This is a genomic window from Mesobacillus thioparans (assembly GCF_965138835.1).
In the GTDB taxonomy this organism is placed as follows: domain Bacteria; phylum Bacillota; class Bacilli; order Bacillales; family Cytobacillaceae; genus Mesobacillus; species Mesobacillus thioparans.
This window is the reverse complement of the sequence record NZ_CBCSFH010000020.1, coordinates 1-26577: the sequence shown is the minus strand read 5'-3', so window position 1 is coordinate 26577 and position 26577 is coordinate 1. Positions and strand designations below refer to the sequence as shown.

20 protein-coding genes are annotated in these 26577 nt (G+C 41.7%); 1 reads left to right on the top strand and 19 read right to left on the bottom strand.

Annotated features, from left to right (window positions below; genetic code table 11):
• Positions 1-200 precede the first annotated feature (200 nt).
• The 5 genes from ACNAZ4_RS21965 to ACNAZ4_RS21945 form a co-directional block, all read right to left on the bottom strand.
• Positions 201-560, bottom strand: a complete 360-nt coding sequence (locus ACNAZ4_RS21965) for a hypothetical protein (RefSeq protein ID WP_415818119.1) — start codon at positions 558-560, stop codon at positions 201-203.
• Between the two features lie 94 nt (positions 561-654).
• Complete coding sequence (locus tag ACNAZ4_RS21960) at positions 655-852, bottom strand: helix-turn-helix domain-containing protein (protein WP_415818117.1); 198 nt, start codon at positions 850-852, stop codon at positions 655-657.
• A gap of 337 nt (positions 853-1189) precedes the next feature.
• On the bottom strand, positions 1190-2893 hold the full coding sequence (locus tag ACNAZ4_RS21955; protein ID WP_415818115.1) for a methyl-accepting chemotaxis protein: 1704 nt from the start codon (positions 2891-2893) through the stop codon (positions 1190-1192).
• 30 nt (positions 2894-2923) lie between these two features.
• Positions 2924-3397 (bottom strand): chemotaxis protein CheW, encoded by a 474-nt coding sequence (locus ACNAZ4_RS21950; RefSeq protein ID WP_415818113.1) that lies wholly within the window; start codon positions 3395-3397, stop codon positions 2924-2926.
• Between the two features lie 87 nt (positions 3398-3484).
• A complete protein-coding gene (locus ACNAZ4_RS21945) occupies positions 3485-4204 on the bottom strand; it encodes an EAL domain-containing protein (protein WP_415818111.1) in 720 nt (239 codons plus the stop codon).
• Between the two features lie 378 nt (positions 4205-4582).
• Between ACNAZ4_RS21945 and ACNAZ4_RS21940 the strand changes: the two genes are divergently transcribed.
• Positions 4583-5938: a helix-turn-helix domain-containing protein gene (locus ACNAZ4_RS21940; RefSeq protein WP_415818109.1), complete on the top strand. Its 1356-nt coding sequence runs from the start codon at positions 4583-4585 to the stop codon at positions 5936-5938.
• A 550-nt stretch (positions 5939-6488) separates the two neighbouring features.
• Here the strand turns inward: ACNAZ4_RS21940 and ACNAZ4_RS21935 are convergent.
• The 14 genes from ACNAZ4_RS21935 to ACNAZ4_RS21870 form a co-directional block, all read right to left on the bottom strand.
• Positions 6489-7676, bottom strand: coding sequence for an amidohydrolase (locus ACNAZ4_RS21935; protein ID WP_415818107.1), 1188 nt, complete (start codon positions 7674-7676; stop codon positions 6489-6491).
• Positions 7677-7737: 61 nt separating this feature from the next.
• On the bottom strand, positions 7738-8811 hold the full coding sequence (locus tag ACNAZ4_RS21930; protein ID WP_415818105.1) for an NAD(P)H-dependent flavin oxidoreductase: 1074 nt from the start codon (positions 8809-8811) through the stop codon (positions 7738-7740).
• 12 nt (positions 8812-8823) lie between these two features.
• Positions 8824-9531 carry a polysaccharide deacetylase family protein gene (locus ACNAZ4_RS21925; RefSeq protein WP_415818103.1) on the bottom strand — a complete coding sequence of 236 codons (708 nt, stop codon included), beginning with the start codon at positions 9529-9531 and terminating at the stop codon, positions 8824-8826.
• A gap of 13 nt (positions 9532-9544) precedes the next feature.
• The gene (locus ACNAZ4_RS21920) at positions 9545-9964 is read right to left on the bottom strand and encodes a MarR family winged helix-turn-helix transcriptional regulator (RefSeq protein WP_415818101.1); all 420 of its coding nucleotides are present in this window, start codon (positions 9962-9964) and stop codon (positions 9545-9547) included.
• 243 nt (positions 9965-10207) lie between these two features.
• Positions 10208-11731: an osmoprotectant update ABC transporter permease/substrate-binding subunit OpuFB gene (gene opuFB, locus ACNAZ4_RS21915; protein WP_415818099.1), complete on the bottom strand. Its 1524-nt coding sequence runs from the start codon at positions 11729-11731 to the stop codon at positions 10208-10210.
• Entirely contained in the window at positions 11728-12675 is a 948-nt protein-coding gene (locus ACNAZ4_RS21910; RefSeq protein WP_415818097.1) for an ABC transporter ATP-binding protein, read from the bottom strand. The genes opuFB and ACNAZ4_RS21910 overlap by 4 nt, the downstream gene beginning before the upstream one ends.
• 222 nt (positions 12676-12897) lie before the next feature.
• Positions 12898-13887, bottom strand: coding sequence for an L-glyceraldehyde 3-phosphate reductase (gene mgrA, locus ACNAZ4_RS21905; protein ID WP_415818095.1), 990 nt, complete (start codon positions 13885-13887; stop codon positions 12898-12900).
• A gap of 24 nt (positions 13888-13911) precedes the next feature.
• Positions 13912-14847 (bottom strand): aldo/keto reductase, encoded by a 936-nt coding sequence (locus tag ACNAZ4_RS21900; RefSeq protein WP_415818093.1) that lies wholly within the window; start codon positions 14845-14847, stop codon positions 13912-13914.
• A gap of 27 nt (positions 14848-14874) precedes the next feature.
• Positions 14875-16245 carry an MATE family efflux transporter gene (locus ACNAZ4_RS21895; RefSeq protein ID WP_415818091.1) on the bottom strand — a complete coding sequence of 457 codons (1371 nt, stop codon included), beginning with the start codon at positions 16243-16245 and terminating at the stop codon, positions 14875-14877.
• A 129-nt stretch (positions 16246-16374) separates the two neighbouring features.
• Complete coding sequence (locus ACNAZ4_RS21890) at positions 16375-19299, bottom strand: carbohydrate binding domain-containing protein (protein ID WP_415818089.1); 2925 nt, start codon at positions 19297-19299, stop codon at positions 16375-16377.
• A gap of 116 nt (positions 19300-19415) precedes the next feature.
• Positions 19416-20750: a glycoside hydrolase family 30 protein gene (locus ACNAZ4_RS21885; protein ID WP_415818087.1), complete on the bottom strand. Its 1335-nt coding sequence runs from the start codon at positions 20748-20750 to the stop codon at positions 19416-19418.
• A gap of 18 nt (positions 20751-20768) precedes the next feature.
• The gene (locus tag ACNAZ4_RS21880) at positions 20769-23951 is read right to left on the bottom strand and encodes a cellobiose phosphorylase (protein ID WP_415818085.1); all 3183 of its coding nucleotides are present in this window, start codon (positions 23949-23951) and stop codon (positions 20769-20771) included.
• Between the two features lie 23 nt (positions 23952-23974).
• Complete coding sequence (locus tag ACNAZ4_RS21875) at positions 23975-25309, bottom strand: GH1 family beta-glucosidase (protein WP_415818083.1); 1335 nt, start codon at positions 25307-25309, stop codon at positions 23975-23977.
• Positions 25310-25331: 22 nt separating this feature from the next.
• Positions 25332-26135 carry a glycoside hydrolase family 16 protein gene (locus tag ACNAZ4_RS21870; RefSeq protein WP_415818082.1) on the bottom strand — a complete coding sequence of 268 codons (804 nt, stop codon included), beginning with the start codon at positions 26133-26135 and terminating at the stop codon, positions 25332-25334.
• Between the last annotated feature and the right edge of the window lie 442 nt (positions 26136-26577).

Sequence of the window (26577 nt, the reverse complement as noted above, 5' to 3'; positions counted from 1 at the left end):
AAGGTAGATTAGATAAGTCAGTTTCCAGCATTCGTAGGCAAAGGGAACACATTTCACAAGATCGACAAACCTTCATGTTCAGAGGATATGAAGATGATTTTAGATTTTATTGGAAACTTTTGACGAACCATGAGCTTGTTTTGTTAAATATGAAAAAACCCTTCTCAAACGAGAGGGGCTTTTACGGTAAATTGACTTTCTTAGATTGCTTTCATGCCTTCTAGGATAATTTTTGCATCTGCATTAAGATAAGCTGGTGTATCTTTTCTAAGCAGTAAGTTTGGATAATCCTTTACAATCATTTTTATTCCTCTAACGTCAAACTTATTTGCGTATGTATTAATTGCATTAATGATAGCCATATCCTTTCTAGTCAACGGCTGTCCATCATGAGCCTGCATTTGCAAGATGAAATCCAATAACTCCCTTGCATTTTTATTTAACATATTTTTATGCTCATTTAAGATTGAAATGTTTTCTTCAATATAAACCCTCGCGGTAGCAAGTTCCATTTCTTCTACGTTTTTGTTAATCTTTGCTGTAAGTGATTCTAAACTCAATCTGTCCATCTCCTTGGTTGTAGCTATAGTGTATATCGGAATAAAAACGATTTACTTTAAACAAGTCAAAATTATAGCCAAAAATACGGGCAAATTATTTTAGAATTTCAGGATCTATGCCATAGAATTCTGTTAACCTTTTTAAAGTAGATCCTCGGTGATTTCCTTTGTCATTTTCTATGTTGCCTAGAGTCCTGGTTGTCATATTGAGTTCTTCGCAAACCTGCTCTTGAGACAAATTCTTTTTAAGTCTTTCTAACCTTAACTGAGTACCCAAGCTTTCATTATTCATCTAGAAACCAAACCTCCCTGATGTATATATGAGATTATATCCTTCCAATAAAAGAATTCAAACCCAACTCAAACGATAAACTTTATGACTATTTTCAAGTTACAAGATAGTATAGATTTCGTTTCCTTTATTATCTTCATCGCTTCACTTGCGTTTAGGCATTTATTTAATGTTTCGAAAAGAAAAGAACAAACAATAAATGTCATTGTATGCAAAAACAAATCAATCCGTAAATTTTTGTAATAAATATACCCTTTTATATAAAAAAGGTGTGTAATCCTTCTTAGATTAACACACCATAAAATTATGTCACTGTTACATAGACTGAATTTAAAGGCTAAATCTTAAACTGACTTACTGTATTTTGAAGGTTCTCAGCCATTTTTGATAAATTTTGTGCTGAAGCCGACACTTCTTCCATTGAAGCAAGTTGCTCTTCGGCCGAAGCAGCTACACCTTGACTATGCATTGAAGACTCTCTTGATATAGTGGTGACTCCTGATACGGTTGCAGAAACCTCCTGGGTGCTAGCCGACATTTGCTGGGCAGTTGCTGCCATCCCATCAATTTTCCCTCCCATTTCAACCATAGACCGTAAAATCAACTCAAAACTCTTCTGTGTATTAGAGACAATTCCCAATCCGTTTTCAACTTCATATTTTACTGTATCCATTGAATCATTGGATTGGTTCATATCATTTTGAATTTGTCTTATCAAATCTGAGATCTGAGAAGATGAATCCTGGGACTGCTCAGCAAGCTTGCGTACTTCATCAGCAACTACAGCGAAGCCTTTTCCATGTTCCCCTGCTCTTGCAGCTTCAATGGCAGCATTTAATGCCAATAGATTTGTTTGGTTTGCGATGTCTATAATTGCCTTTGAGATATCACCAATTTGTTGTGACCTTTCGTTCAATAGTTTGATGACCTTACTTGTTTCATTTACAGTACTATGAATCATATTCATCTGTTGTGAAGTTTGATCTACATATTTTCCACCTTCCTCTGCATGTGTACTTGCTTGGGTACCATTTTCAGCTATAGCTGCAGAGGTTTCAGCAATATTGGCAATTCCGAACGTCAATTCTTCTAGTGCTCTTGCACTCTCTTCTATACTTTGTGTCTGCGTATCCGACCCAGTGGCAATTTGTTGAATTGCTTCTGTAATCTGTTCAGTAGCCTTGCTGGTCTGTTCTGCCCCAGCAGTTAACTCTTCTGATGAAGCAGCTACCTGTTCGGAAGTCTCTAAAACCCCTTTTATCATGATTATTAAATTTCTCTTCATGTCATTGTAACTGTTTGAAAGATTTGTTAATTCATCACCTGTCTCATCAATAACTTCAGTTGTAAAGTCTCCTTTACCTGCAAGCTCTATCGCGCTGTTAATGGCTGCAAGGCGTTTTTGAAGCCTTCTTGTAAACCATAGAACGATTAGTGAAGAAATTATTACAATGACTATGACTAGGATAAGAAACTTCATCATAAAATTGGATAGAAGTTCATCAATTATTGTTTGAGGGGCTCCTACATAAAAAATTCCCACTGTTTCTCCACTTTTGCTCTTTAAAGGCATATAGGCAGTTTGGTACATATTGCCGGCTACTTCAGCTGCACCATAATAGTTTTTACCTTGTTTAAGTACAACTTCAGCCACTTCTGGAGAAACTTTAGTCCCAATATTCCGATTACCATTTACTAAGACATTCGTTGCAATCCGGGTATCTCCCTGAAAGATTGTTACCGTATCACCCGTATCCTCCCCAATCGTATCTACTAACTCAAAATTCTCATTAAACTTTTTCTCTCCTCTATACAATTTCCCGTTTTTGATTTCCCAATCACCAGGAAATTCACTTCGAATATACCGATCACTTAAACTTAAATCACCCTTGGCTTTTCCAATCGCAAATGTTTCAATCCCTTTTGTTACTTCACTAACGACAACTCCACCGATAATAACCGATAGTAATAATAAAATGCTAATAACAATTAAATTGATTTTTGTTCCTAATTTGAATTTCAACCTAGTGATTTTCCTCATTTGTTTACTCCCTTTGATGTTTTTTGTCTCTTAAATAACAGACTGTCTTTCTTCACTAAAAGGCAACTCTTTTTGTATATATTTAATATCTATAATTGTTGTTATAATTTCACCGCTATCCATAATCGAAATAATTCGATCTCCTTTTAGCGCTACTCCTTCAATCAAGTAGTTCGCATTCATCATCTCAACTGGTTTAATCAAACTGTCTTCTATTTCTAGAATTTCATTTGTACTTTCAACCATCAAAGCTATTGTTGACCCTTGAACCTCTAATAAAATATAACGTGGTTCTTCATCTCCATGAAGATGTTTCTGAAAGAGGAGATAGTTACTATCAATGACAGGTATAACTTTCCCTCTTATACTTACAATACCCACCATGTAATCAGGGACTTGAGGTAGAGTCGTTACTTTACTGTTTCTCTCAATGGAAACCACCTTTTTAAGATCGATCCCATACTCAGCTCCCCGTGCCTTGAATATTATAAATGTCCTTTTCATATTTCTTCTCCTTTATAGCTGTAAAAATAAGTAGGTCAGATTTTTAGAGTAACTCTAAACTTAATCCTTCTCTGTAACTAGTATCACTTATAAACGATGGGGTCTCGAGATGTAATAACCTTGTACTGCAGGGATGCCTAAGTGAGAAGCCGTTTTTAAATCCTCCTCATTTTCAATCCCCTCAAGAACAATAACAACATTGTCCTCTGACTTTGTTAACAAAGAATGAATAGCTTTCTGCTTGTTTATGGAATGAGCAAGATGTCTTGAGCACGAGCGATCCAATTTAACGAAATCAGGGCTGTATTTAAGAATTTTTTTTACAGAAACTGAAGAAAGTCTTAAATCATCCAGAGCGATCAGAAATTCCAATTCTCTTAATAGATTTATTCTTTCTACAAAAGTATCTGCATCCCAAATCATTGACTCTAATGGTTCTTCGTTAATTTCAAAAACAACCTTCCCACTTATCATGGGATAGTCTTGAAGTAATCCCCTAATTAATGTAGGGAAATCAGGATGCACCAGCGTAGAAGGAAATATGTTGATAAAAAGATGGTATTTCTGATAATAGGATTCAGGATACTCCTTAATTGCATTGGTAATAGAGGCTATATCAAATTCATAAAGGACTCCTCGTTCTCTCCCAAAATGAAAGATTAAAACTGGATTTATTATAGGGCTAGTTCTAATCAAAGCCTCATAAGCAAATATTTCTTCCGTTTCAGTGTTCCATAAAGGTTGATACTCGTGAAAGAATAACCTCTGTCTCATAATATTAGATATATTCAATGCAGCTTCGCCCATCTGTTGACTCCTTTCAAATTATCTTCCTCCTTTGTAAGACCATATAAAAAACACTTACTTATCTAGAGTAAAATTCTAGAAAAGGAAGTGTTCTAGGTTCATGGCAGGAGCGCTACCAAAATCTAAAAGTTCCAGATTTTATAAGGTATTAAAGTAAATTAGTAACAGGGTCCCTATTCTATATCCACAATATTACCTATAAATTTTACTATTTTTGGTTAACAACTTCTAAATTATAGCAGTGCGAGAAAAAAATTCAATGCTTTTTCTCTTAAAAAAATAAAAAAAATTCATTGGGAGAGTTGGTTTTTTTAAAAATCACTTTGTATAGTACAATATACTTAACTTAACTATATATAATGGGAGTTAACACTTGATATGAAAATTCAAATTCCGAGACACGATAATATTGGTGAAAAGATACGTAGTAAGAGAAAAGAAAAAGGAATTACTTTAGGGGAGTTATCACAAGGCATCTGTTCAGTGGGAAAAATGAGCAATATTGAAAATGGCCATATTCCTGTGTCTGAAGATGATCTCAAATTAATCTGTGCTAAACTTCAAACCTCATTCAGCTATTTTTCCGACCCAAATATTGAAGATAAAATTCAAGAATTAGATTATCACAAGAAAAAAATAAATGATTTGATCATCCTTAAAGAATGGAAAGTCGCTTTAACCGAATTACAGAACTTCAAGAATAAAATAATCGATTACAACATTCCAAGCAGAGAGGTAGATTATCTATTTCTTAGGGGAGTTTTTTATTTAAATCAAAAACTTTTATTACAGTCAGAAGAATGGTTCCATCAGGTAATTGAAGTAAAAGAAAATAATAATTACATCCTAAGGTTAAAATTACGCTCGCATAATGCTTTAGCAAAAATACTGTTTTCAAATAAGAAAGTATCAGAAAGTAAATTTCATTTAGAAAGAGCTTTGGAGATATCAAAAGAAAGCCCTACTGTAACTAAAGAAGAACGAGATAATATCTTTTATAATCTTTCCATTTTATATCTTTATATAGGAGCTTACACAAATGCAATGAAAAGCATTAACAGTATAAACCATTATATAATTTCACCAGTTGAAACTGAATATCTAAAGATTCTCATTGGATTCCTTGAGAATTCATCAAGCAGCGAGGTAAGAAAAGGCCTCCAATTACTTCGTGACAAATTACAAAGAATGAATGATAAGGAAGGTATGATTAGAAGCTGGGCTCTAACCATTTTTACTTTGATGACTGCTTATCCAAATCAAGAATTAGTTGTTAAAATTCAAGACCTTTTTTGGGCCGATATGGAATTATTAAGTGAGACCGGAGATCTAAAAGAAACAGGTATAGCTTTGTTGCAGCAAGCTATGTATGTATCTATAAAAAAGAAGGTTGAACTTCCCTTTATCAAAAAAGTCCTCCAAAAAACAAAACAACTACTTCCAAATACACATAATCAACTATTACATTCTAGAAATTATTATCTGGAGGGAAAATTAAATAAGGAGATATTAGGTGATAATTCTACCGCTTTAAAGTTATTCAAGATGTCCCTTCAAATGTTGGATGCTAACTATAACGGATTACTTAAGGCCGATATTCTCTATGAAATATGTAAGATAACACCGATTCAAAAAGAAGCAATAAATGCCTTAGAATTGTACCATGGCCATTTAGAAAGCCAATTTTTGTTTACTCATTTTCATGATTTATCATTACCTCCTTTTAAACATTAATAGGTTGGTCGCCCTTTTACAAAAGCCTTAAAAAGCCAGTTAAGTTAAAAACTTAACTGGCTTTCCACTGACCACAGACTTTCTTCGGGACACCTAATTAGTGCACAAAACAGTGCACAGACTTATTTTATTTAATTGAACTAGATTGGTTTAAATTGTTTAATACAGTCCACAAACCCTTATAAATCATGACTTAATTGATTTTAACTTAACTTATTTAACTCAGTTCAACTAATGGATTTCCTCTGGCAGCGTTGAGGTCAGGGGTTCGAGCCCCCTATTCTCCACTTACTAAAAAGCTGCAAAACCAATTGGTTTTGCAGCTTTTTATATTTGCACTACTACTTTGTCGCACACATAGATTTAATTTCTATATTCAACTAAACATGAATATTTGCATCCGAAAGAGCTATTTCTGAAGATCATAAGTTTTGATTTCAAAATTCGATTTCCCTTTTAATAAAGACTCTCAGAAAGCTCACCTTTACGTGGGCTATTTTTTTGGATCCCACTCCAAGTGCTGCATCGGGAAAGGTCCGAATTATGTTTCCTAATCTAATTCATAGTAACCGCAAACAACATGTCCCACCGCTTTAGCAGCGACAAGAAGGGCATCTTCATCAATATCAAACTTCGGATTATGGTTGAAATAAGGATCCTCTACTCCTTTAGGTGTGCAGGCGATGTAAAAGAAGCATGAAGGGAATTTTTCAGCGTAGTAAGCAAAGTCTTCGGATGGCGCCATTGCTGGAAACTCCTTCACTTCAGTAATATCTTTATCGTTCGCACTATTAAGAATCTCTGCAACCTGTGCTGTTACGGCTGGATCATTGTATAATGGCGGATAATCATTTAGATAAGTCAGTTCACAGCTTACTCCGAATTCTTCTTCTATTCCTTTTACAAGTCGTTTTACTTCTTTTTCAATCGTAGCTTTCGTTTCAAAAGTCATGTACCTGATATCACCTTCAAGTTCAATGCTGTCTTTAATGACGTTGAAGGTTCCTTTTCCATCAAATGACCCAATGGTGATCACACCAATATCGAAAGGACTTAACCGACGGCTGATGATCGTCTGAACCGCTGTTACAAAATGGGCTCCAGCGACAATCGCATCGTTTGCCAAATGCGGCGAAGAGCCATGCCCTCCTCTCCCATTAATCTTTAATTTCATGTAAGCCCTGCCGTTAAAAGAATATCCAGAGTGATATCCGACAACCCCAACTGGACCCATTGGCAGAAGATGGATGCCGAAAATATTATCTAAGTCATCAAGTACACCGGAATCCACAATGCTTTTAGCGCCGCCTGGCGGTACTTCTTCCGCATGCTGATGGATGATTTTGATTGTGCCTGTTATTTCCTCTTTTAATTGAATAAGACAATCTGCCAAAACCATCAAATAGGCCGTATGCCCATCATGGCCACATGCATGCATCACACCCTCATTTTTCGATTTAAATGGTACATCTGTTTCCTCGACGATTGGGAGAGCGTCAAAATCAGCTCGCAAACCAATGTTTTTACCTGGTTTTCCGCCTTTTATCGTGACGATGATCCCGTGTCCGTTTCCAATATTCGATTGGACCTCGACATCTTTTCCTTTATAAAAATCTAAAATATATTGAGCGGTTTTTTCTTCTTGAAAAGAAAGTTCAGGATTTTCGTGAAGATGCCTGCGTATTTCAATGATTTCATCCTTCCGCGATTCTAGCATTTTCATTAATTTATTCCTCATAATCCCCTCATCCCTTCTTTAGAATAATGCCAGGCAGCGGCTGTATACCTCATGTTTAAACTTATATATGAATCTTATTTGCTTCGCTTACAATACTTCTAATTAAGTCTTCTGCCGATTGTGTTTTAGCAAGTCTTGGACTCTGGCCGGACCATAGTGACATATAATCCCTGTTTTTTTGGCTAGTTGCAGCTTTCCTGATCGGTTGCGTTAGTGCATTTTGAACTGGGAATTGAGGGAAGGCCTCCCCTTTCCCCTGCATTTCTTCTATAAACCGATTTTTTATGCCTCTTGCCCATTTACCAGAGAAGGCATTGGTTAGCACCATCTCCTCTTCATCAGCATTCATAATCGCTTCTTTATAAAGAGGATGCGCTCCGCTTTCCGTACATGTTAAAAAGGCGGTGCCCATTTGAACAGCTCTTGCACCTAAGCAAAGGGACGCCATTAGTCCTCTTCCATCCATGATGCCGCCAGCAGCAATAACAGGGATTCTTACATGGTCAGAAACCTGGGGGATCAGCGACATTAAGCCAATTAAGCTTTCTTTGTGATCGCTAATAAAGTTCCCACGATGTCCACCAGCTTCACTGCCTTGCACAATAACAGCATCCATACCGCTCTTTTCAGCTTCACTCGCTTCCCTGACTGTTGTTGCCGTTCCCAACAAGATAATATGGTGAGCTTTAAGCTCGCTAATAATTTCCTTTGAAGGCAAACCAAAAGTAAAGGAGCAAACCTTGACTTTGTCTTCAATTACAATCTTGATCATCTCATTGAATGTTTCAGCATGATGCCTGTATTCTGGGATTTTCACCTGGTGTTCTTCTTGTAAATTCAAGGCTTGACGAATTGGTTTTAAATTTTTTTCAGCTGTTTCAACTTCATCCACCGTAACATGAAATTTATTCGGCACGAATAGGTTGATACCGAAATTTTTAGTGGTAAGCTGTTTGATTTCCCTGATTTGTTCCTGCAATGCATCAGGAGTCATATAGCCTGCCCCTATCATCCCCAGGCCTCCTGAATTGGAGACTGCCGAAACTAATTGTGAGGTCGTAATGCCTCCGGCCATCGGTGCCTGAACGACCGGATATTCAATATTTAAAAGCTTAGTCAATTCATTTTTCAGCATGGAATTACCACCTCATTTCTTTTTAACTCCCTGAAGTTCATTTACCGTTATGAATTTATACCCTTCTTCTGTTAAAGCCTTCAACACTCCTTCGATTGTTTTAAGCTCATCTCCAGATTGATCGTACATTGGATGCAATAAAATAATCGAACCAGGCTCTACATTATCTATCACGTACTTTACTTTATCAGCAGATGCGCGATAGAAGGAATCTGGTTCAAGGTTCCAGGTAATGGTGTCGATTTTTTGCTGATGCAAGTAGTAGGGCAGACCGATTAGTTTTTTTCCATTAGGCGGGCGAAAGTCTATCTCTCCTACAAAACCTGCCTCTTTAATTAAAGAATTGGTCCGTCCAACCTCCTCTTTGATGAAAGATGGAGATTTCAATACCATCCGTCGATGTGAATATGTATGGTTGCCGATTTGATGGCCAGCCTTTGCGATTTTTTCAGCTTCTTGCGGATTCTTTTCAATTTCATTTCCAATCAGGAAAAACGTTGCTTTGGCATTGTACTTTTCTAAGATCGGCAAGATACTCTCTACATTTTTGGTCGGACCATCATCAAAGGTCAAAGCAACAACTTTCTCCTCTGTGCCCACTTGGGATGTCAACCCGCCGAAAAATTGAAATGTCCTTGAGTTCATTAGTTTATAGGAACTGAATAGCAGCAGAATGACCAATCCTGATGCAAATCCCCAATATATTAATCTTTTTTTCATAAAGTCTGCCTCTTCATATTTTACTTTCTTCATTTCTATCCAACAGCTTCTCCTTAAACAATCCGATCCGCTTGATCTCTTCTAGATGGATCGCAGACAGACCTTCAAGAATTCCCACCCCTTTTTCGGTCACTTCTACAAATACACTCCTGCCGTCTTCTGGATTTTTCCTGCGTGAAACAAGTCCTGCTTCTTCACAGCGATCAATCAGGCCAACGCAGGAGTGGTGGGTGATCTGCAGGCGTTCTGCCAGCTCCCGCGGTGTTGCGTAGTCCCTGTCCGGATACCCTTTTATCGCCAGCATCAACTGGTGCTGTTGGCCAGTAATGCCCATATCCTGTGCTGCTGTTTCACTGAACTTCTGGAACTTCCTTAATTGGTAACGGAACTCTGCGAGGTACTCATACACTTCTTTACTTAACAAAAATTCCACCTTACTTTCCGGTTGATAAATATATCTTAACACGATATAATTAAATCAACAAAAGTATCGTATTGCGATATACATTACGAAAAGGGGAGCTTTTTAAATGGAATATTTACACTACCTTTCTCCAAATTCAGTTTCGGGAGTCATTCTATTCCTCGTCGGTAGTTTATTGACTATATATCTGAACCTAAAAGTTTACAAAATATAGCTATTACCCCCTGCATCAGCTGCAGGGGGTTTTTTCATTTATTCTTTTTCAATCAATCCCGCTTTTCTCAAATACTCCCTTGCTGTTTCTTCAGGAGATTTTCCTTCTACGTTCACCTGGTAATTCATTTTCCGCATTTCATCGTCCGTGATTTTACCGGCAAGTTTGTTGAGGGCGTCGACGATTTCTGGATATTTTCCAGCTGTTTCTGCTCTTAGCAGCGGAGCTCCCTGGTATGGTGGGAACAGGTTTTTATCATCTTCCAGTACGACCAGCTTGTATCTCTGGAGTTCACTGTCGGTCGAGTAGGCGTCGACAAGGTTAATTTCACCGCTTTTAATTGCTCCGTACCTCAGTTTTGGCTCCATTGTAGTCAGGCTTGCCAGATTAAGTCCATAAAGCTTTTTGATTCCTTTGTAGCCATCTTCCCGATCTGAAAACTCAAGTGTGAAGCCAGCTTTTAATGATGATTCAATCGACTTCAAATCAGAGATGGTCTCTAGGTCATTTTCTTTCGCCAGTTGTTTTGGAACAGCTAAAGCATAGGTGTTGTTGTAGTCCATTGGCTGGAGCATATCCATGTCGAACTCATTTTTCATTCCTTCTTTTGCCTGCTTATATACTTCTTCGCGGCTCGTACTCTCGGCTGTTTCTTTTAAAAATTCCGAGATAACCGTGCCGGTAAATTCGGGATAAATATCAATATCTCCGTTTTTCAATGCGGTGAAAACAAAGGATGTTTTCCCCAGTCCTGGTTTCAGCTTTACCGAATGATCCGTTTCTTCTTCGATCAAAAGCTTGTACATATTGATCAGGATTTCCGGTTCTGCTCCTAGCTTTCCGGCGATGACAATTTCGTCTTCATTTTTCCCGCCAAGGAAAGGAATCGCCATCATGAGAATTACGGCTAATGAAATGGCACCAATCGTGATAAGAGATTTTTTAAAGGAAACCGTTTCAAACCTTCTAAGCACGATGTCAAACAGGATGGCAAGCAGGGCAGCGGGAATGGCGCCAAGAACGATTAACGCGGTGTTATTACGGTCTATTCCTAGCAGGATCAGGTCGCCTAAACCCCCGGCCCCAATCAACGCGGCAATTGTAGCTGTACCAACGATCAAGACCATCGCTGTCCTGATTCCAGCCATGATGACCGGCATTGCCAAAGGGAGTTCCACTTTCATCAAACGCCGCTTGCTGTTCATTCCCATAGCCCGCGCGGCTTCGATCAACGAAGGATCCACTTCATTGATTCCTGTATATGTATTTCGTAAAATCGGCAGCAGCGCATATGCCACAAGCGCAATGATCGCAGGAATTTTGCCGATTCCGAACAGCGGAATCAGCAAACCGAGCAATGCTAGTGAAGGGATTGTTTGCAGCACCGCAGTTACTCCTATAATTCCTTCAGATATCTGCTTCCTTCGTGTCAGGAAAATTCCCAGAGGGATTGCGATTAAGACAGCAAAGAACAGTGCGATGAACGAAATTTGGATATGTTCAAGCAGTGAACTTAACAAATCGTCTTTTCGATCAATGAATGTTGAGGTCCAGCTATTCATTTCAGTCCCTCCATCTGCCGTGATAAAATCCGAATGATTCCCTGTCTGTCGATGATGCCGATTATTTCATCGATTTCTTTTACAGCCAGCTCCTCATGTTCGCCAAGCAGCGACAGGATTTCGTTTATCGGCATTCGGGAAGCAATGATAGGCAGCTTTCCCAGTTCTTCTTGTTTTGCCGGCTTGACTACTTCCCGGATATCAATCATCCGTTCCTGGGACTGGTCAATCCCGACAAACTCACGGACAAAGTCATTCGCAGGCTGCTGGAGCAGTTCTTCCGGAGTTCCTGTCTGGACGATTCCCCCATCTCTCATCAGGCAGATCCGATCACCAAGCTTCAATGCTTCGCTCATATCATGGGTTACAAATACGATGGTCTTCTTAATGTTGTTTTGCAATTGAATCAGGTCATCCTGAAGTTTTTCCCTGCTCAATGGGTCCAATGCGCTGAATGGCTCGTCCATTAAAATGATCGGCGGATTCGCAGCAAGCGCCCGGGCGACGCCAATCCTTTGCTGCTGTCCACCGGATAGTTCATTGGGCAGCCTTTTGCGGTACGTTTCCGGTTCAAGCCCGACCATATGCAGCAATTCATCAATGCGTTGATTGATTTCTTCCTGCTCCCATTTCTTCATTTCCGGGACAATCGCAATGTTTTCTTCGATCGTCATATGCGGGAACAAGGCAATCTGCTGAAGCACATAGCCAATATCCCAGCGCAGCTCGTGAATATCGTAGTCACTGATCATCTTATCCTTGATTCTAATGTACCCTTCGGTTAGCGGAATCAACCGATTGATCATTTTTAAAGTCGTCGTCTTTCCAGAGCCGCTCGGACCAATCAGGACAAGCAACTCTCCTTCGTTGATATGTAAACTGAAATTCTTTACTGCATAAGTTCCATCGTCATATTTCTTAGCGACATTATCAAAGCTGATCACTTTTTCACCCCTATATCTCTCGTATTTTCCATATTAACTATTGTTAGCACTTTGAAGCTTTCTTATTTCAGTTACATGAAGTGCCTAAATTACATACTACCAAAGCATACCCCGTTGGTAAAAAGCGAACCTCTTATAAAACCAAGTTACCTTTACCCTAATAACAAGAAATAAAAAACAAAGCTGTAAAACCATTTGGCTTTACAGCTTTTCATCAAGTCCTTATTTTAAGATGTCATCAATCATGTTCAACTCTGCTTCACTAAAATCAAGGCGGTTCAGTGCAGCAACATTTTCTTCAATCTGACTGACCTTGCTTGCACCGATAAGTGCTGAGGTGATTTTCTGTTCCCTGAGAACCCATGCAAGGGCCATCTGGGCAAGTGACTGGCCACGTTCCTGTGCTATTTCATTTAATTGTCTGACCTTAGTAAGGACTTCTGCAGAAACATCACCCTCATTGAGGAAGCTGTTCGGCTTTAACGCTCTTGAATCTTCCGGAATTCCATTTAAGTATCTATTCGTCAACAGCCCTTGTGCCAATGGAACAAATGCGATTGAGCCAACTCCTTCTTCTTGAAGCAAATCAGTGAGCCCGTCTTCTACCCAGCGGTTGAGCATCGAATAAGCAGGCTGATGGATCAGCAATGGAGTACCCAGCTCTCTTAAAATTCCGATGGCCTGTTTCGTTTCCTCAACACCATAATTGGACAGGCCGACATAAAGAGCTTTCCCCTGCCTGACGACATGGTCAAGTGCCATCATCGTTTCCTCTAATGGAGTTTCCGGATCTGGTCTGTGATGGTAAAAGATATCGACATAATCGAGTCCCATCCTTTTTAAACTCTGGTCGAGGCTCGATACCAGGTACTTTCTTGAACCCCAGTCGCCATATGGTCCCTGCCACATGCCATAGCCGGCTTTGGTCGAAATCACCATTTCATCACGGTAGCCTGAAAAGTCCTTGCGCAGGATGCTGCCGAAATTTTCTTCTGCTGATCCTGGCGGCGGTCCATAGTTATTCGCAAGGTCGAAATGGGTAATACCCAGATCAAAGGCCCGTCTGATTAACGAACGGCCATTTTCAAAAGGATCCTGGCCGCCGAAATTGTGCCATAGTCCCAGCGAAATGGCCGGCAATTTAAGCCCTGATTTGCCGCATCTGTTATACGTCATCGTTCCATAGCGATTGCTGTCTGGTTGATATGCCATTGTGTAAAACCTCCATACTGTTTTTTACCAACCCAACGGATCGGCTTGCAGTGTTTCTTCCCATAGTACTTCTAGCTTTTCTACTTTCCCTGCTGAAATCCTTTTTTCTGACGCTGATAGATTCTCAATCAGCTGCTTCAGATTCTTGTTTCCAGGTATGACGGTAGAGATTTCCTGATAATTAAGTATATACCTCAAAGCAAGCTGGACCAGGGATTCTCCTGGTTCGAGCATTTCCTTTAGAACGGGCAGGAACTCGGCTCTTTTCCTGAGCTGCTCCTTGTCCCATCGGCTTCGTATGTCTGTAAAAACACTATTTTCGTCATACTTGCCTGATAGCCAGCCAGAATCAAGCGGAACTTTAACAATCAGTCCTACATTTTTTTCTGCAGCCAGGGTAAACGCACTTCTTGGCTCCTGATGAAAAATATTGAACATCACTTCAATAACCTGGCTTCCGGTATTCTCGAGCAGCTCTCTCATTTCCTGGCCAGAGTCAACAGAAGCCCCGTATGCCCGGATCTTCCCTTCCTGTTTGAGGGATTCCAATACCTCAAAATGACCAGAGCTGCCTGTCAGAATTTCAAAAGGGGGATTATGCAATAAAATCGAATCAAGATATTCTGTTTTAAGCCGGCGTAAGCTGCCTTCAACCGAACTGCGGATTTTCTGCGAATCGAAATCAAAGGTGTTATCCGGATGATGACCGAACTTGCTGTTAATAACTGCGACGCTCCTTTTTCCAGAAAAAGCCTCTCCAAGCAATGATTCACTTTTACCCCCGCCATAATTCGGAGCTGTATCAAAGAAATTGCAGCCCTGGTCAAGCGCTTGATGCACCAGCTTGATTGCCTGATTGTCATCCATGCCCCCCCTGTCCCTGGCGTTTCCGAGCTGCCAGGCACCGAAACCAACTTCCGACACTTTAATCCCTGTATTTCCAAGCTGTCTGAATTTCACTTCACGCCACCTCACAAAAATCTAGAATCATGCAGTTTGAACCCTGTCCTCAACCAGGACCTTCTTCTCCCAGGCCCGGCTTTTCCATCTAATATACATGATGATTCCTCTCAACCATTCATCAACGATAAAGGCGATCCAGACACCTGACAGTCCGAAGCCCATCTTTATCCCAAGGATATAAGCAAGCGGGACACTGATTCCCCACATAGAGACAAAGGCCATTTTTACCGGGAAAACTGCATCTCCGGCTGCCCGGAGAGAACTGATGACAACGATGTTGAAGGTCCGGCCAGGTTCAAGGATCAAGCAAAGCAGCAGGACCTTGCTTCCTTCCCTGATAATCTCCTTATTAGCAGTAAAGACTCCAAGAATAGGTTCTCTGATTGAAACGATTATGACGGTAATCGCCATTGTGATGATAATGCTTAGTTTCAAGCTTTTTAAGAGCTGATGGTAGGCCTTATCAAATTCCCTGGCCCCAACCTTGTAACCGATCAGTATTTGCGTTCCCTGTCCGATTGCTATCCCAAAAAGCATCATGAAGGACATGATATTAAATGTGTATACCCTTGTTGTCAGGGCCATAGCCCCCAGCAAACCAATTATGACGGTAATGGCCATCTGGCTGGTGTTATAGACAACATTTTCGCCTGCGGAAGGTACACCTATTTTCAGGATCTTTTTGATAAAAGATTTATTGAAGTTCAAATAATCTTCTACAGCAATTCTCATAGGGAGCCTGCGGTACATCAAGCGGAAAATAAGAATGACGGCAATGGCACGTGAAATGGCTGTCGAAATCGCTACACCCTGAACACCCATTTCCGGAACGCCTAACAGTCCAAAAATAAATAAACTGTTACCTGCAAGGTGGATGATATTCATAACAATTGAAATCACCATCGCCTCTTTTGTCAGCCCGTTTGCCCGGAGGATTGCCGATGCAGTAACCAGGAGTGCCTGTGTAAAAAGAGTGCCGCCAACAATCGTCAAATATTGTTGAGCCAGACGGTGTATTTCCGGAGTCAGATTGAACATTTGTAAAAACAAATCATTGAAACCGACAACAATCACACTGACCAACAAGCCAAATATAAGGTTAAGAGAGAGCGAAAGACCCGATATCTTCCTTGCATCTGCTTGAAGTCCCGCCCCAAGACTTTGTGAAACTAAGACTGCAGTACCTGTGGCAACAAAGCCAAAGACCAGAATCGTGAAAAAGATCAGTTGGTTGGCTACGCCTACAGCCGCAACGGCCTCATCCGAAATATGCGAAAGCATGAACGTATCCGTGCTGCCCATCAGCATGTGTAAAAATGATTCTATGAAAATCGGCCAGGTAAGTGCTAATAATCCAATCTGTTTAGGCAGACTGTTGTTTTTCTGTAAAGTCATCTTGCATTTCCACCTTTTAAAATTCACTATGATGGTCAGTATTACGCTGGCCTGCTCATGATCAAAACTAATATATTAAAATAGAAGAAAAGAGGCAGAATGCAACTGCTGTTCTGCCCCATTGAGAACTTAGTTTTTTATGATGCTTACATTGTCCAGATAGACATTTGTTGCTGCATTTCCGTTTAAAATATTGCCAAGTTCGAAGACGATTTTGCCATCGCCATAGGTTTCTTCAGTCATGGTAAAGGTATAGCTGTATGGTTTCATTTCTGTCGTTAAATCAACTGTGTATGTTGGCATATAGGCTATGAACCAAGGATCCGTACTCAATTCCTTACCAATATTGACATTCAATTTCCTTGGCTCATCAGCTCTTGCATCAAAAGTTACTGTATAGCTGCTGCCTTTTTCAAAAAGCAGGTCCATTTGAAAGACTTGAGGGGAATACGTTGCACCGCCAACCTGTGAAATCGCAACCTTCAGTTCTTCGTTTTCAACATTCATTGTACCTTCAGCATAGCCGCTCCACTGATCGCCCCACCAAGCGTTCCAGTCTGTTGTACCATCCGCAAATGTTCCATTGTCAATCCCAGGTGTGGAAACAGGCTCTTGCTCGGACGGAGCGCCCTTGACCTTTAACACCACGTTATCGATGAATACCTCATGCGCGCCGAGTGGTGATAAATCATTTTTGCCAAGTAACATCTTCAAAGACGCAGTGTCATCGGCAGGCATTGTGAATTCATATGTGTATTGCTGCATTTCGTCATTAAGTGAAATCACTTTTTCGAAATACCTGTTGTACTGTGCGTTTTCAACCGTAATCTCAGCATTTCTCTCCTTTGTAGAGCGAGCGGCGAAGCTAAGCTCATAGACTACTCCCTTAGCAAGGCTTAAATTACCCTGTTCCAATAGAACACTCCATGTTTCATTGCCTTCGTTACTGATTGCTGCTTTTGCCTCGCCATTATCTACTGAGATTACGGCACTAGCATCGTAATGCACGTAATTTCCCCAGGATGACAAACCGTCTGAAAAATCGCCATTCTTCAATGGATATAAGTCGATATTTCCATAATCAGGTATGTTAGAGGTCTTCAGCAGGACTACATCATCCAGATAGACATCGCCAACTTCGTCCCCAAAACTAAAAACAAGTTGAGCTTCTGAATCAGAAACATCCTCTGGCATTGTAAATTCCACTGTGTACTCTTCCATATTTGAAGTGAGCTCAGTTGCTTCTGTTCCTGAGTAATTAGTGCCGTCTTCACTCAGAAGCGCTGCCTGAATAGTCCTTGGTTCGTCTGCTCTTGCTTTATAGCTAAGTTTATAATCATTTCCCGCAACAAGGTTCATCCCTTGTTGGTCAAGCTTGACTGTTTCAGAATCGCTGTTTCCATCTTTAATTGCTACATGGAGCTCTCGTGCGTCTTCCGAAACAGATGCGGTTGCAGCTGTATCGCCTGAGAAATTCCAGTACATCATTCGATCCATGCCGCCCTGGTCGAATGTTCCGTTATAAACATGGTTTCCATTTGGCAGCGGCTGTTTTGCAGCATTTTGATCTACTGGTGTACCTGTAATATCTTCAACTCTTACATTCCCAATCCAGACTGGGTTTGTTCCGTTGCCGCCAAGATTGAATTCAAGTCGTGAAGCGATATCCGTTTCATTCAGCATATCAAAAGTGAATTCATAGGTTTGCAGTTCACCAGATAGCTGGAAGGATTCCTCATTAGAATACTTCACCCAGCCTCGTTCAGCACCCGCACCGACTTTTACCATCATGTTTCTGGCAGCATTCGACTTGGCGTCAAAGCTGACTTTGTATTTGCCGCCATTGCCAAGCGAGATGTTCTGGATCATTTGCAGTGAATACAATTGCGTTCCAGCAGTTGTTATACTCGTTTTCGCAAAGTTCCTGCCATCGATGGCATCCACTTCTAAGCTGCCAGCACCTCCGAAATCTGGTAATTTTACAAAGTTCCAATACATTGGATCCAGTTCGATCCCAGGTTGATCTACTAATTTTACTGGCTTTTGATAGTTTTGGTCATAAACCAAATTCCCATCTTCCAACGGCTGCTTTGCATCTGCAGGCAATTCCACAGGTCCGGATACCGGCTCTACCGGCTCACGGTAATCACGTTTTTTCAAATCGTAAACCCTGACATAGTCGACCTCCATCTGGCTTGGCAATTTCGTCGTCTCGTCAACTTCCCCGTCAAACCAGCCGCCAACTGCGAGGTTCATTACTAAATAGAATTCCTGGTCGAAAGGTGCAGGGTATGAAAAGTTTGCAGCGTTATCCGTTCCTTTTGAATACCATTTGTTCTGAGTTTGATAGAGTTCGCCATCCACATACCAGCGCAGCTCCCCAGGTTCCCATTCGAGGGCATATGTATGCCATTTGTCGATGCCTCTGTTTTTCGGAAGCTCGAATTCCTTGCCGGTATACTTGTTGTTCGGCCAGCCTTCACCGTAATGGATTGTTCCTGCCACTGTATTCGGTCTGCTTCCCCATGACTCCATAATATCGATCTCGCCGGAGGCTGCCCAGGCACCATATTTATCATCCTCGGGGAGCATCCAGATCGCAGGCCAGAGCCCTTTACCTGTCGGCAGCTTCGCCTTGATTTCGTATCTGCCGTATTTCTTGCTGAAAAGACCCTTTGTTTTAAGTTTGGCTGAGGTATAATCATAGGTTCCAAACTGGTCAGTAACCTGTTCTTTTTTAGCTTTAATGACAAGCTTACCATCGTCAATAAAAGCGTTATCATTAGAATCCGTATAATACTCTTTTTCATTGTTCCCCCAGCCTGAGGTGATTCCCTTACCATTCTCGTCCACGATCCAGTTCCCAATATCATAAGTCCATTTGCTGCGATCGATTTCTGGTCCGCTGAACTCATCTGACCAGACAAGCGACCACTCAGATTTGTTCTGTTTGTTTTTCAGTTCATCATTTCCCAGTTTATCTTTAGGAGCTGCGATACTGGCTGCGGGCAAAATCATCATGGCACTCAACAAAATAGCCAGGGTTTTCTTCATACCTATTCCTCCTTCATTATTTTACAAGCGGTAAAAACTTCTAAAAAAACCACCTCCTTTTCATATTCATCACATACCATAAAGCACATTTTGTCATGACAAGGAGGTGGCAGAGCTTAACTTTCTATAATGAATGTTGTAATCGAATGTCCAGGCAGCTCGGCTTTGGCAGTCTTGCTTCCGACCGATAATGAGAATGACTCTGCAGTGTCTGCATCATTCATGACGACAGCGACAATGGAGCCATCTTCGTTTTGGAATGATACTGCTTTTAAAGATTCATGGTTCAGTTCATGTCCGATTCTAACTGCGTTCGGCTTAATGTATTTGCTGAAGTGACCAATATAATAAAAGGAGCTATTATAGTGAACCTCTCCGGTTTTAGTATCGACGATGACCGGTGCATCGCAATAGTTGCCTACATGGTTCGGCCCGCCCTGTTCGTTCAGGACGATATTCCAGTCAATCCAGCCTTCAAGCCAGTTGTTGATATCACCCATGATGTTCCTAGCGTAACGTTCTCCAGTATGCCATGCGCCAAGCTGTACTCCGCCTTCAATGCAGCCTTCGGTAAAAATCAGGTGCTTGTCAGGGAAGTCTTCATGAATTTTGCTCAAGTTCTCGAATTCTTCTGAGACATACCAGTGAAGCCCTGTGCCCCAAATATATTTTGCAGCTTCTGAATCTGATAAAATCGTTTTTGCCCGCTCATAAGCGATATCCCTGTTATGATCCCAGATGATGATTTCCTTATCACCCAGTCCTTCCTGTTCCATCACAGGTCCTAAGTGATTCTTAACGAAATCACGCTCTTCTTCTGCACTATATCTGCAGGAGTCCCACACTTGAGTGGCCTCAGGTTCATTTTGGACAGTGATGCCCCAGATCGGGATTCCTTCTGATTCCATTGCCTTGATGTATTTCGTGTAATACATGGCCCATGTATCAAAGAACTCTGGCTTCAGTTTTCCGCCGTGATTCATTTCATTATTCGTTTTCATCCAGGCTGGAGGGCTCCAGGGAGAAGAAAGAATCGTCAACCCTTCTCCTCTGGTCTTCACAGCATCTTTGATGAGCGGAAGTACATATTTGTTTTCACGCTCTATCGAAAAAGTTTTAAGCTCCGTGTCATTTTCTTCAACATAAGTGTAATTCTCCAAGGCGAAATCACAGCTATGGATATGTGTCCTGCCCAGGCTGTAGCCAAGCCCTGTTTCCTGGTTAAAATAGCTGTCGATTACTTTTGCGCGTTCTTCCCCGGGAATTTGCGCCAGTGTGTAAGCAGCTGCCTCTGTAAAAGCTCCGCCGAATCCCATGAAGCTTTGGTATTGCTTTTCTGGATCAAGCTTCATCACAAGATTTTTGGCTGGCTCATCTGAAAAAGAAAGATTGCCCTTGTCAGCAAAACGTTCTTCGGTATTCTTAGCAGTCTGGATCATTTTTAATTCCATCTGTCAGCACCTCATCTATTAATCTAGGTAAACATCCATTCTTGATACTTTTCCGTCCCTGACTGCTTGTGCATAGGTTTCCTGCAGCTGCTTGCCCTGAACCTCAACCACTTCGCCATTCATATGGAGTCCATATTTGACTGTCTTAGCTCCATCTTCTCCGAAAGTATTTCTCCTTGATGGATTATGATAGGTTACTTGAGTCTTGCCGAGCATTGTAAATTGCACCTTGCCCTCTGAATCGAAAAGCCATGAAGGAAGAATCGGCTCAAGCTTCAGTGTCAACCTGTCTTCATTTACGTTAAAAAGCTTTTTCCCCATCATCATCATCTGCCAGATGCTTAAGAATTCTGCCGTTGTTCCACTCAGTCTCGCAACAAAGCCTTGTCCATGAAGGCTGGAATCAGGGTTCACGCTGCTCGCGATAAAGGACGAATTCTCAAGGACGCTTCTTCCGTAAACTTCTGCTTCCATGAATGGCGGCATCGCATAATTGATATCTTCATAGAACTCTTCATACAATCCTGACTTCAGGACGCTGAGCAGGTATTTGAATTCCATATGCATGAAGATGGATTCCCGCTCAAGCCAGCCAGGAGTGAATGCTCTCGCGCGGCCGATATCAAAGGTTTGATCTTCAAGGGATCCGGAAGTTTTGTACATTTTCAACTTATTGTCGTAAATCTCCGAGTTCCTTACATTTTGATAGGTCAACCTCGCTGTTTGGTGATCAGCAGTCTTCAATGCCCTTGCAGGACCTTCCAGGAAATGCGGCAGAACTGACACTTCAAAGCTATTGACCTTAACTAATGGCAAGCCTTTTTTATTCATTTTTTCATTTCCGTTTTCATCGACGATCTTTTCCCAGTCAGCGGCTTCGAAAGAGAAATACGTAGGAATCAGACCATTGCCAAGCTCAGTAGCCTTGTCAATTCCCGCTTTTGTCTTAAGAAGCATTTGCTCTGCATAACCAGTAAGCTTTTGTAACTCGATGGTCTTTTCCGCACCTTCAAAGCCGTTTTTCACTAACTCGCGGTATTTTTCACGGGCGGCCGCTGTTTGATTCCAGTAGCTGTAATCATCCAGCTCGCCATTTTTAAATTGATTCATGGATTCCACCACAGACTCAGCCAGATCGACGACTTCTGCAGGAAGCGTGATCTTCAGCTCTGCATTCTCTCCAGAAGCAATGACGAATTCGAGCAGACGTTTCAGCTCCAATGTCTCACTCATGGCTGAACCGAATATTCCTGGCAGGCCATTCATGGAATCATTCCAGCCTGGCTTATTCGCTTCCATTTCCACACCCATACCATATGGATCCAATGTTGAAAATTTCAATAGTGCCAGTGAGAACAGTTTGCTGTAAAGATTCGATGTAGAGAACTCACCGTCAGGCTTCCTCAGCCAATTTGATCCTTGCTGATGACCGAATTCAGTAATGGCATCGTATTGGCGGATCTTGCCATTAGCCAGGACATATTTTTCAGAACGAGGATTCACAAATACAGGGCTGTAGAAATATTTGTAGCCATAATCATCGAACAATAGCTGTGCTTTATTTTCCGGATATACCTTCAAATAGTTTTCAACCAGGTCAAGATTGTACGTCCAGTGGTCCATCCAGTACCCTTCTCCAAACTCCGCTTCAATGTTCTGGGAACTCCTTGAAAGAACTTTCTTCAAGAATTCAGGTAGTGAGGATTCAAGCTGAATGCCGCTGTCTGAAATCGTTTGAAGCAGATCGCCTGGTGTATAGGTTCCGCTCAGTTTCTTCTTAATGAATTCTGCATCCTTTTGGACAGGAACCAGCTCATCCAGCCATCCCCATTCAGACTGATCTTTTAGTTCAAAGCTTGCTCCTTTTACGACGAGCGGGTTATAGCCGTCCGCCTGGATCAGGCTCATGAACAGCTTGATATTGTAATCTCCCGTCTCAGGATGGAAGAACACATCATTCCTGCGGTTCTGGTTCACATCACGGAAGTTGCCGTTGCCCTGCGAGAAGTATTCAGGCGCAAGCGAGAAAAAGTTGTAATCCCGCTCCAGGTCACCGTGCTTTCGGGAAAACACATAATAAATAAAGGCTGAATCATCACTCTCCAATTCAATTGGATAGCCGCCGCGCAGCACATTATCAAGATAGCTTTGGTTTACATAGGCATCGAATAGCGGGGATGCTGTCTTTGTTTCAACATCCTTCGTAATCTCCGTAACCAGGCTTTGCGCTTCTTCGTATTTTCTTTCCATATATCCGCCAGCTCTTATATCAGCTGCTTTTTCATTGATGATTTCGATATCCTTCACATGGCCGACAAGTGTGTAGAATGTGACTTGTTCTCCTTTTCCAAGCACTTTTCCCAGACCGGAAAATCCACAAGGTACCTTGTTGGAGGTAACTGGCTGAGTTTTTGATAACTCAGGAAGTGATTTGCTCTCAAACTCATCTGGGAAAGAGAATGAACTGTTCGATCCAAAGACAAGTTCTGCATCAACGACTGGGGTGATTAATTGTCCTTGGTCATCGAAGCTCAAGTAAAAATGACCTTTTGAAATTTCTTCAACTTCCGCAGAGTCATTCGTTGAAGAACGGACTCTGTAATACGGAATTCCGTTTTCCAGGTTAAATACATCCATCCAGCTTTTCAGCGTATTCCCGACCGCTTTGTATGCTGCATCATCGATTCCATATGGGATGATCGCTGGAAGTCCATCAAGCAGTTCAAGCTCGATCTGTTGTTCAGATAGATTTTCTATTTGGACCTTCCTTGCCAGTGCGCCAAAGTTTTCATTCGGCAGCGTGAAGTAGGTAATCAGCGTCTTGATCCCATACTTATGGTTGATTTCTTCAATTTTCAGTTCGTTTTCTTTTATATACATGTTTCTCGTACGATCTTTTTTGCTTCCATAAGACGAGAATGGTTCAAAAACGGTCTTTCCATCCAATTTGATGAAAGTGCGGAAACCATTCGTTGATACACGCTGGTATGCCTGGTTTGCCGGGAAAAACTCTGTGATCGCATGGTTTTTATCCTGGACACCGAAGCTGACCATCGCCTGTCCGCGGTTTACGTAAAAAGCCCACATCGGGACCCCGTATAAACCGGCCAATCCTGGCAGGAAGCTCGAAAAGGTCTTTGCCTGATCGAAGTCTTCGATTACAAAATATTGCTTTTCATCAAATCTGTATTTTCCCATCATTTCTCACTCCAGAGGTGTTGGATTTAGATTGTTCGGTTCCTGATAATTTCGGCATAACGGTAACCGCTATCCTTAAGGATTCTTTCCTGGGTTTCGAAATCAACATAAGTGATTCCAAAGCGTTTGTCGTAGCCAAATGCCCATTCAAAATTATCAAGCAATGACCATAAATAATATCCGGCGACGGTCATGCCCTCTTCATTAAGCTCGGCAACAGCAGTGATGTGTTTTTCAACATAATCCTGCCTGTCTGTATCATGAACACGGTGGTCATCTGATACTTGATCATCGAACGCCGAACCGTTTTCGGTGATATAGATTGGCAGATTCGTATACTCCTTGCGCAAGCGGTGAATCAGTTCTTTAAATTCTGCCGGAGATATATCCCATCCCATGCCGCTCTTCGGATAATCTGAGTATGCACTCTTGAACAAGAAGTCCGATGCAGCATTGAATTCAACATGACTGCGATTATAATAGTTGATTCCAAAGAAATCACATTCTACCGAAATCTTCTCCAAATCGCCTTCCTGGATAAAGTCGAAGGAATGGACATATTTGGAGAAAAGATTCATCATATCCGCAGGGTAAGATCCTTTCAGTACTGGATCCAGGAACCACCTGTTCGTGTAGCCATCCGCATTATTGGCAGCCAGCTGATCATTTGCAGAATTGCTTGCCGCGTACATCGGTGACAGGTTCAGCGTAATGCCGATCGGAGTGTCCGAAGCAAATTTTCCTTTCAGCATTGAAACGGCTTCACCATGGGACAGAAGCATATGGTGAACAGCTTTTACCGCCTCTTCCATATTTGTATGTCCCGGAGCATGGACGCCCTGATGGTAGCCGAGGAAACCTGCGCACCACGGCTCATTATGGGTAATCCACATTTCCACATGCTCATCCAGTTCCGCAAAGCATTTTTCCGCATACTCCATGAACCAGTTGACTGATTCCCTGTTAGTCCAGCCGCCTTTTTCATGAGCCCACATTGGCAAATCCCAGTGGTAAAGCGTGACAGCAGGCTTAATGCCATTTTCATTCAAGAGTGTTATAAGCTTTTTATAAAAGTTCATTCCAGCTTCGTTATACTTGCCCTGCTCCGGGAAAATCCTTGGCCAGGCGATCGAGAAGCGATAAGAATCCACACCAAGCGTTTTTAAAATTTCAATATCCTTCTCATATAAGTGGTAATGGTCACAGGCGATATCCCCGTTATCCATATTGAAGACCTTACCGGGAGTGCGGGAAAACGTATCCCATATAGACAGGGTTCTGCCATCTTCCTGATAGGCCCCTTCAATTTGATAGGATGACGTTGCTGTACCAAAAATAAAATCCTTAGAAAACTTGTTCATTTCCTGTTCACCTCTGCTGTGTTTATTTTTCTTTTTTGTATACTTTGATGTAATCAACTGTCATCTGCTGCGGAAACTGGGTTGTTCCATCAGGATATCCTGGCCACTTTCCTCCAACAGCCAGGTTCAGCTGCAGGTGAAAATCACGGTCGAACGGTGCAAACCCAGCTTGCGGTTCCTCTGCATCAGGAGTCTTGCTGAACCATTCAGTCTGCCTTGCATACAGGACATCGTCCACATACCAACTGAATTCACCTGGTTCCCAATCAAGGGTGAAGACATGGAAATCATCCGAGAACTTCCTGTTTCCAGGCAGTGTGTAATTTTCTCCTGTATAGGTATGAGGCATGCCATAGTGCAGCGTTCCATAAACCGTGCCAGGCTGATGCCCGATCAGCTCCATGATGTCGATTTCCCCGCATGCAGGCCAACCTGTGTACAGTTCCATATCTTCTGGCATCATCCAGATTGCCGGCCAAACCCCCTGGCCTTCGGGCAACTTCGCCCGGATCGAGATCCGCCCATATGTCCAGGCTGCCTTGCCTCTGGTCGTCAATTTAGCTGATGTATAATCCAGCCCGTTATACTCCTCATTCCTGGCCTCAATGACCAGCATGCCATTTTCAATCCGCGCATTTTCTTTCCGTTCTGTATAGAACTGGGACTCTTCATTCCCAAATCCCGTTCCCGCCTCAACGAAATTCCACTTGCTTTCATCTATTTCAGGAAGATCAAAATTCTCCTCCCATACCAGACTCCACTCTGCTCCAGTTTTTGAAAGCGTCATCATTTCTTTATTTAATTTTCCCTGATCATTTTGCTCCACCTAAACTGCCCCTTTCAGAAAAACCGGATTGCTTCGAACAAAAGATATCTCAATTCCTATTCTACCTTTGCCAGCAAAGCATCTTGAGATAGAGAATTTTGTTTAGGGTGTCAATATTTTAGAAGGACGCACTTTCTTTTGAAAACACTTCCAAAAAGTGCAAATTTTTATCGGGATTAGAGCGTTGAGTTGGATGGCGAGTTAACAGAACGCGGGCTGCTCAGCCAAAGTGGAGGCAAACCGGTGAGATTTCGTACTAACTTTGGGGCACTTCGGACAATATGAAGCTGCACAGGCGATTCTTTGTCCGAACTTGGGGGGACTTCGGACAAAATGATGCCGCACAGGCGTTACTTTGTCCGAACTTAGGGGCACTTCGGACAAAATGATGCCGTACAAGCGTTACTTTGTCCGAACTTNGGGGNACTTCGGACAAAATGAT

Excerpts from the sequence above, each read along its gene's own strand:
- ACNAZ4_RS21960 (WP_415818117.1), bottom strand. The coding sequence starts at position 852 with ATGAATAATGAAAGCTTGGGTACTCAGTTAAGGTTAGAAAGACTTAAA.
- ACNAZ4_RS21955 (WP_415818115.1), bottom strand. The coding sequence starts at position 2,893 with ATGAGGAAAATCACTAGGTTGAAATTCAAATTAGGAACAAAAATCAAT.
- ACNAZ4_RS21950 (WP_415818113.1), bottom strand. The coding sequence starts at position 3,397 with ATGAAAAGGACATTTATAATATTCAAGGCACGGGGAGCTGAGTATGGG.
- ACNAZ4_RS21945 (WP_415818111.1), bottom strand. The coding sequence starts at position 4,204 with ATGGGCGAAGCTGCATTGAATATATCTAATATTATGAGACAGAGGTTA.
- ACNAZ4_RS21940 (WP_415818109.1), top strand. The coding sequence starts at position 4,583 with ATGAAAATTCAAATTCCGAGACACGATAATATTGGTGAAAAGATACGT.
- ACNAZ4_RS21935 (WP_415818107.1), bottom strand. The coding sequence starts at position 7,676 with ATGAGGAATAAATTAATGAAAATGCTAGAATCGCGGAAGGATGAAATC.
- ACNAZ4_RS21930 (WP_415818105.1), bottom strand. The coding sequence starts at position 8,811 with ATGCTGAAAAATGAATTGACTAAGCTTTTAAATATTGAATATCCGGTC.
- ACNAZ4_RS21925 (WP_415818103.1), bottom strand. The coding sequence starts at position 9,531 with ATGAAAAAAAGATTAATATATTGGGGATTTGCATCAGGATTGGTCATT.
- opuFB (WP_415818099.1), bottom strand. The coding sequence starts at position 11,731 with ATGAATAGCTGGACCTCAACATTCATTGATCGAAAAGACGATTTGTTA.
- mgrA (WP_415818095.1), bottom strand. The coding sequence starts at position 13,887 with ATGGCATATCAACCAGACAGCAATCGCTATGGAACGATGACGTATAAC.
- ACNAZ4_RS21895 (WP_415818091.1), bottom strand. The coding sequence starts at position 16,245 with ATGACTTTACAGAAAAACAACAGTCTGCCTAAACAGATTGGATTATTA.
- ACNAZ4_RS21890 (WP_415818089.1), bottom strand. The coding sequence starts at position 19,299 with ATGAAGAAAACCCTGGCTATTTTGTTGAGTGCCATGATGATTTTGCCC.
- ACNAZ4_RS21885 (WP_415818087.1), bottom strand. The coding sequence starts at position 20,750 with ATGGAATTAAAAATGATCCAGACTGCTAAGAATACCGAAGAACGTTTT.
- ACNAZ4_RS21880 (WP_415818085.1), bottom strand. The coding sequence starts at position 23,951 with ATGATGGGAAAATACAGATTTGATGAAAAGCAATATTTTGTAATCGAA.
- ACNAZ4_RS21875 (WP_415818083.1), bottom strand. The coding sequence starts at position 25,309 with ATGAACAAGTTTTCTAAGGATTTTATTTTTGGTACAGCAACGTCATCC.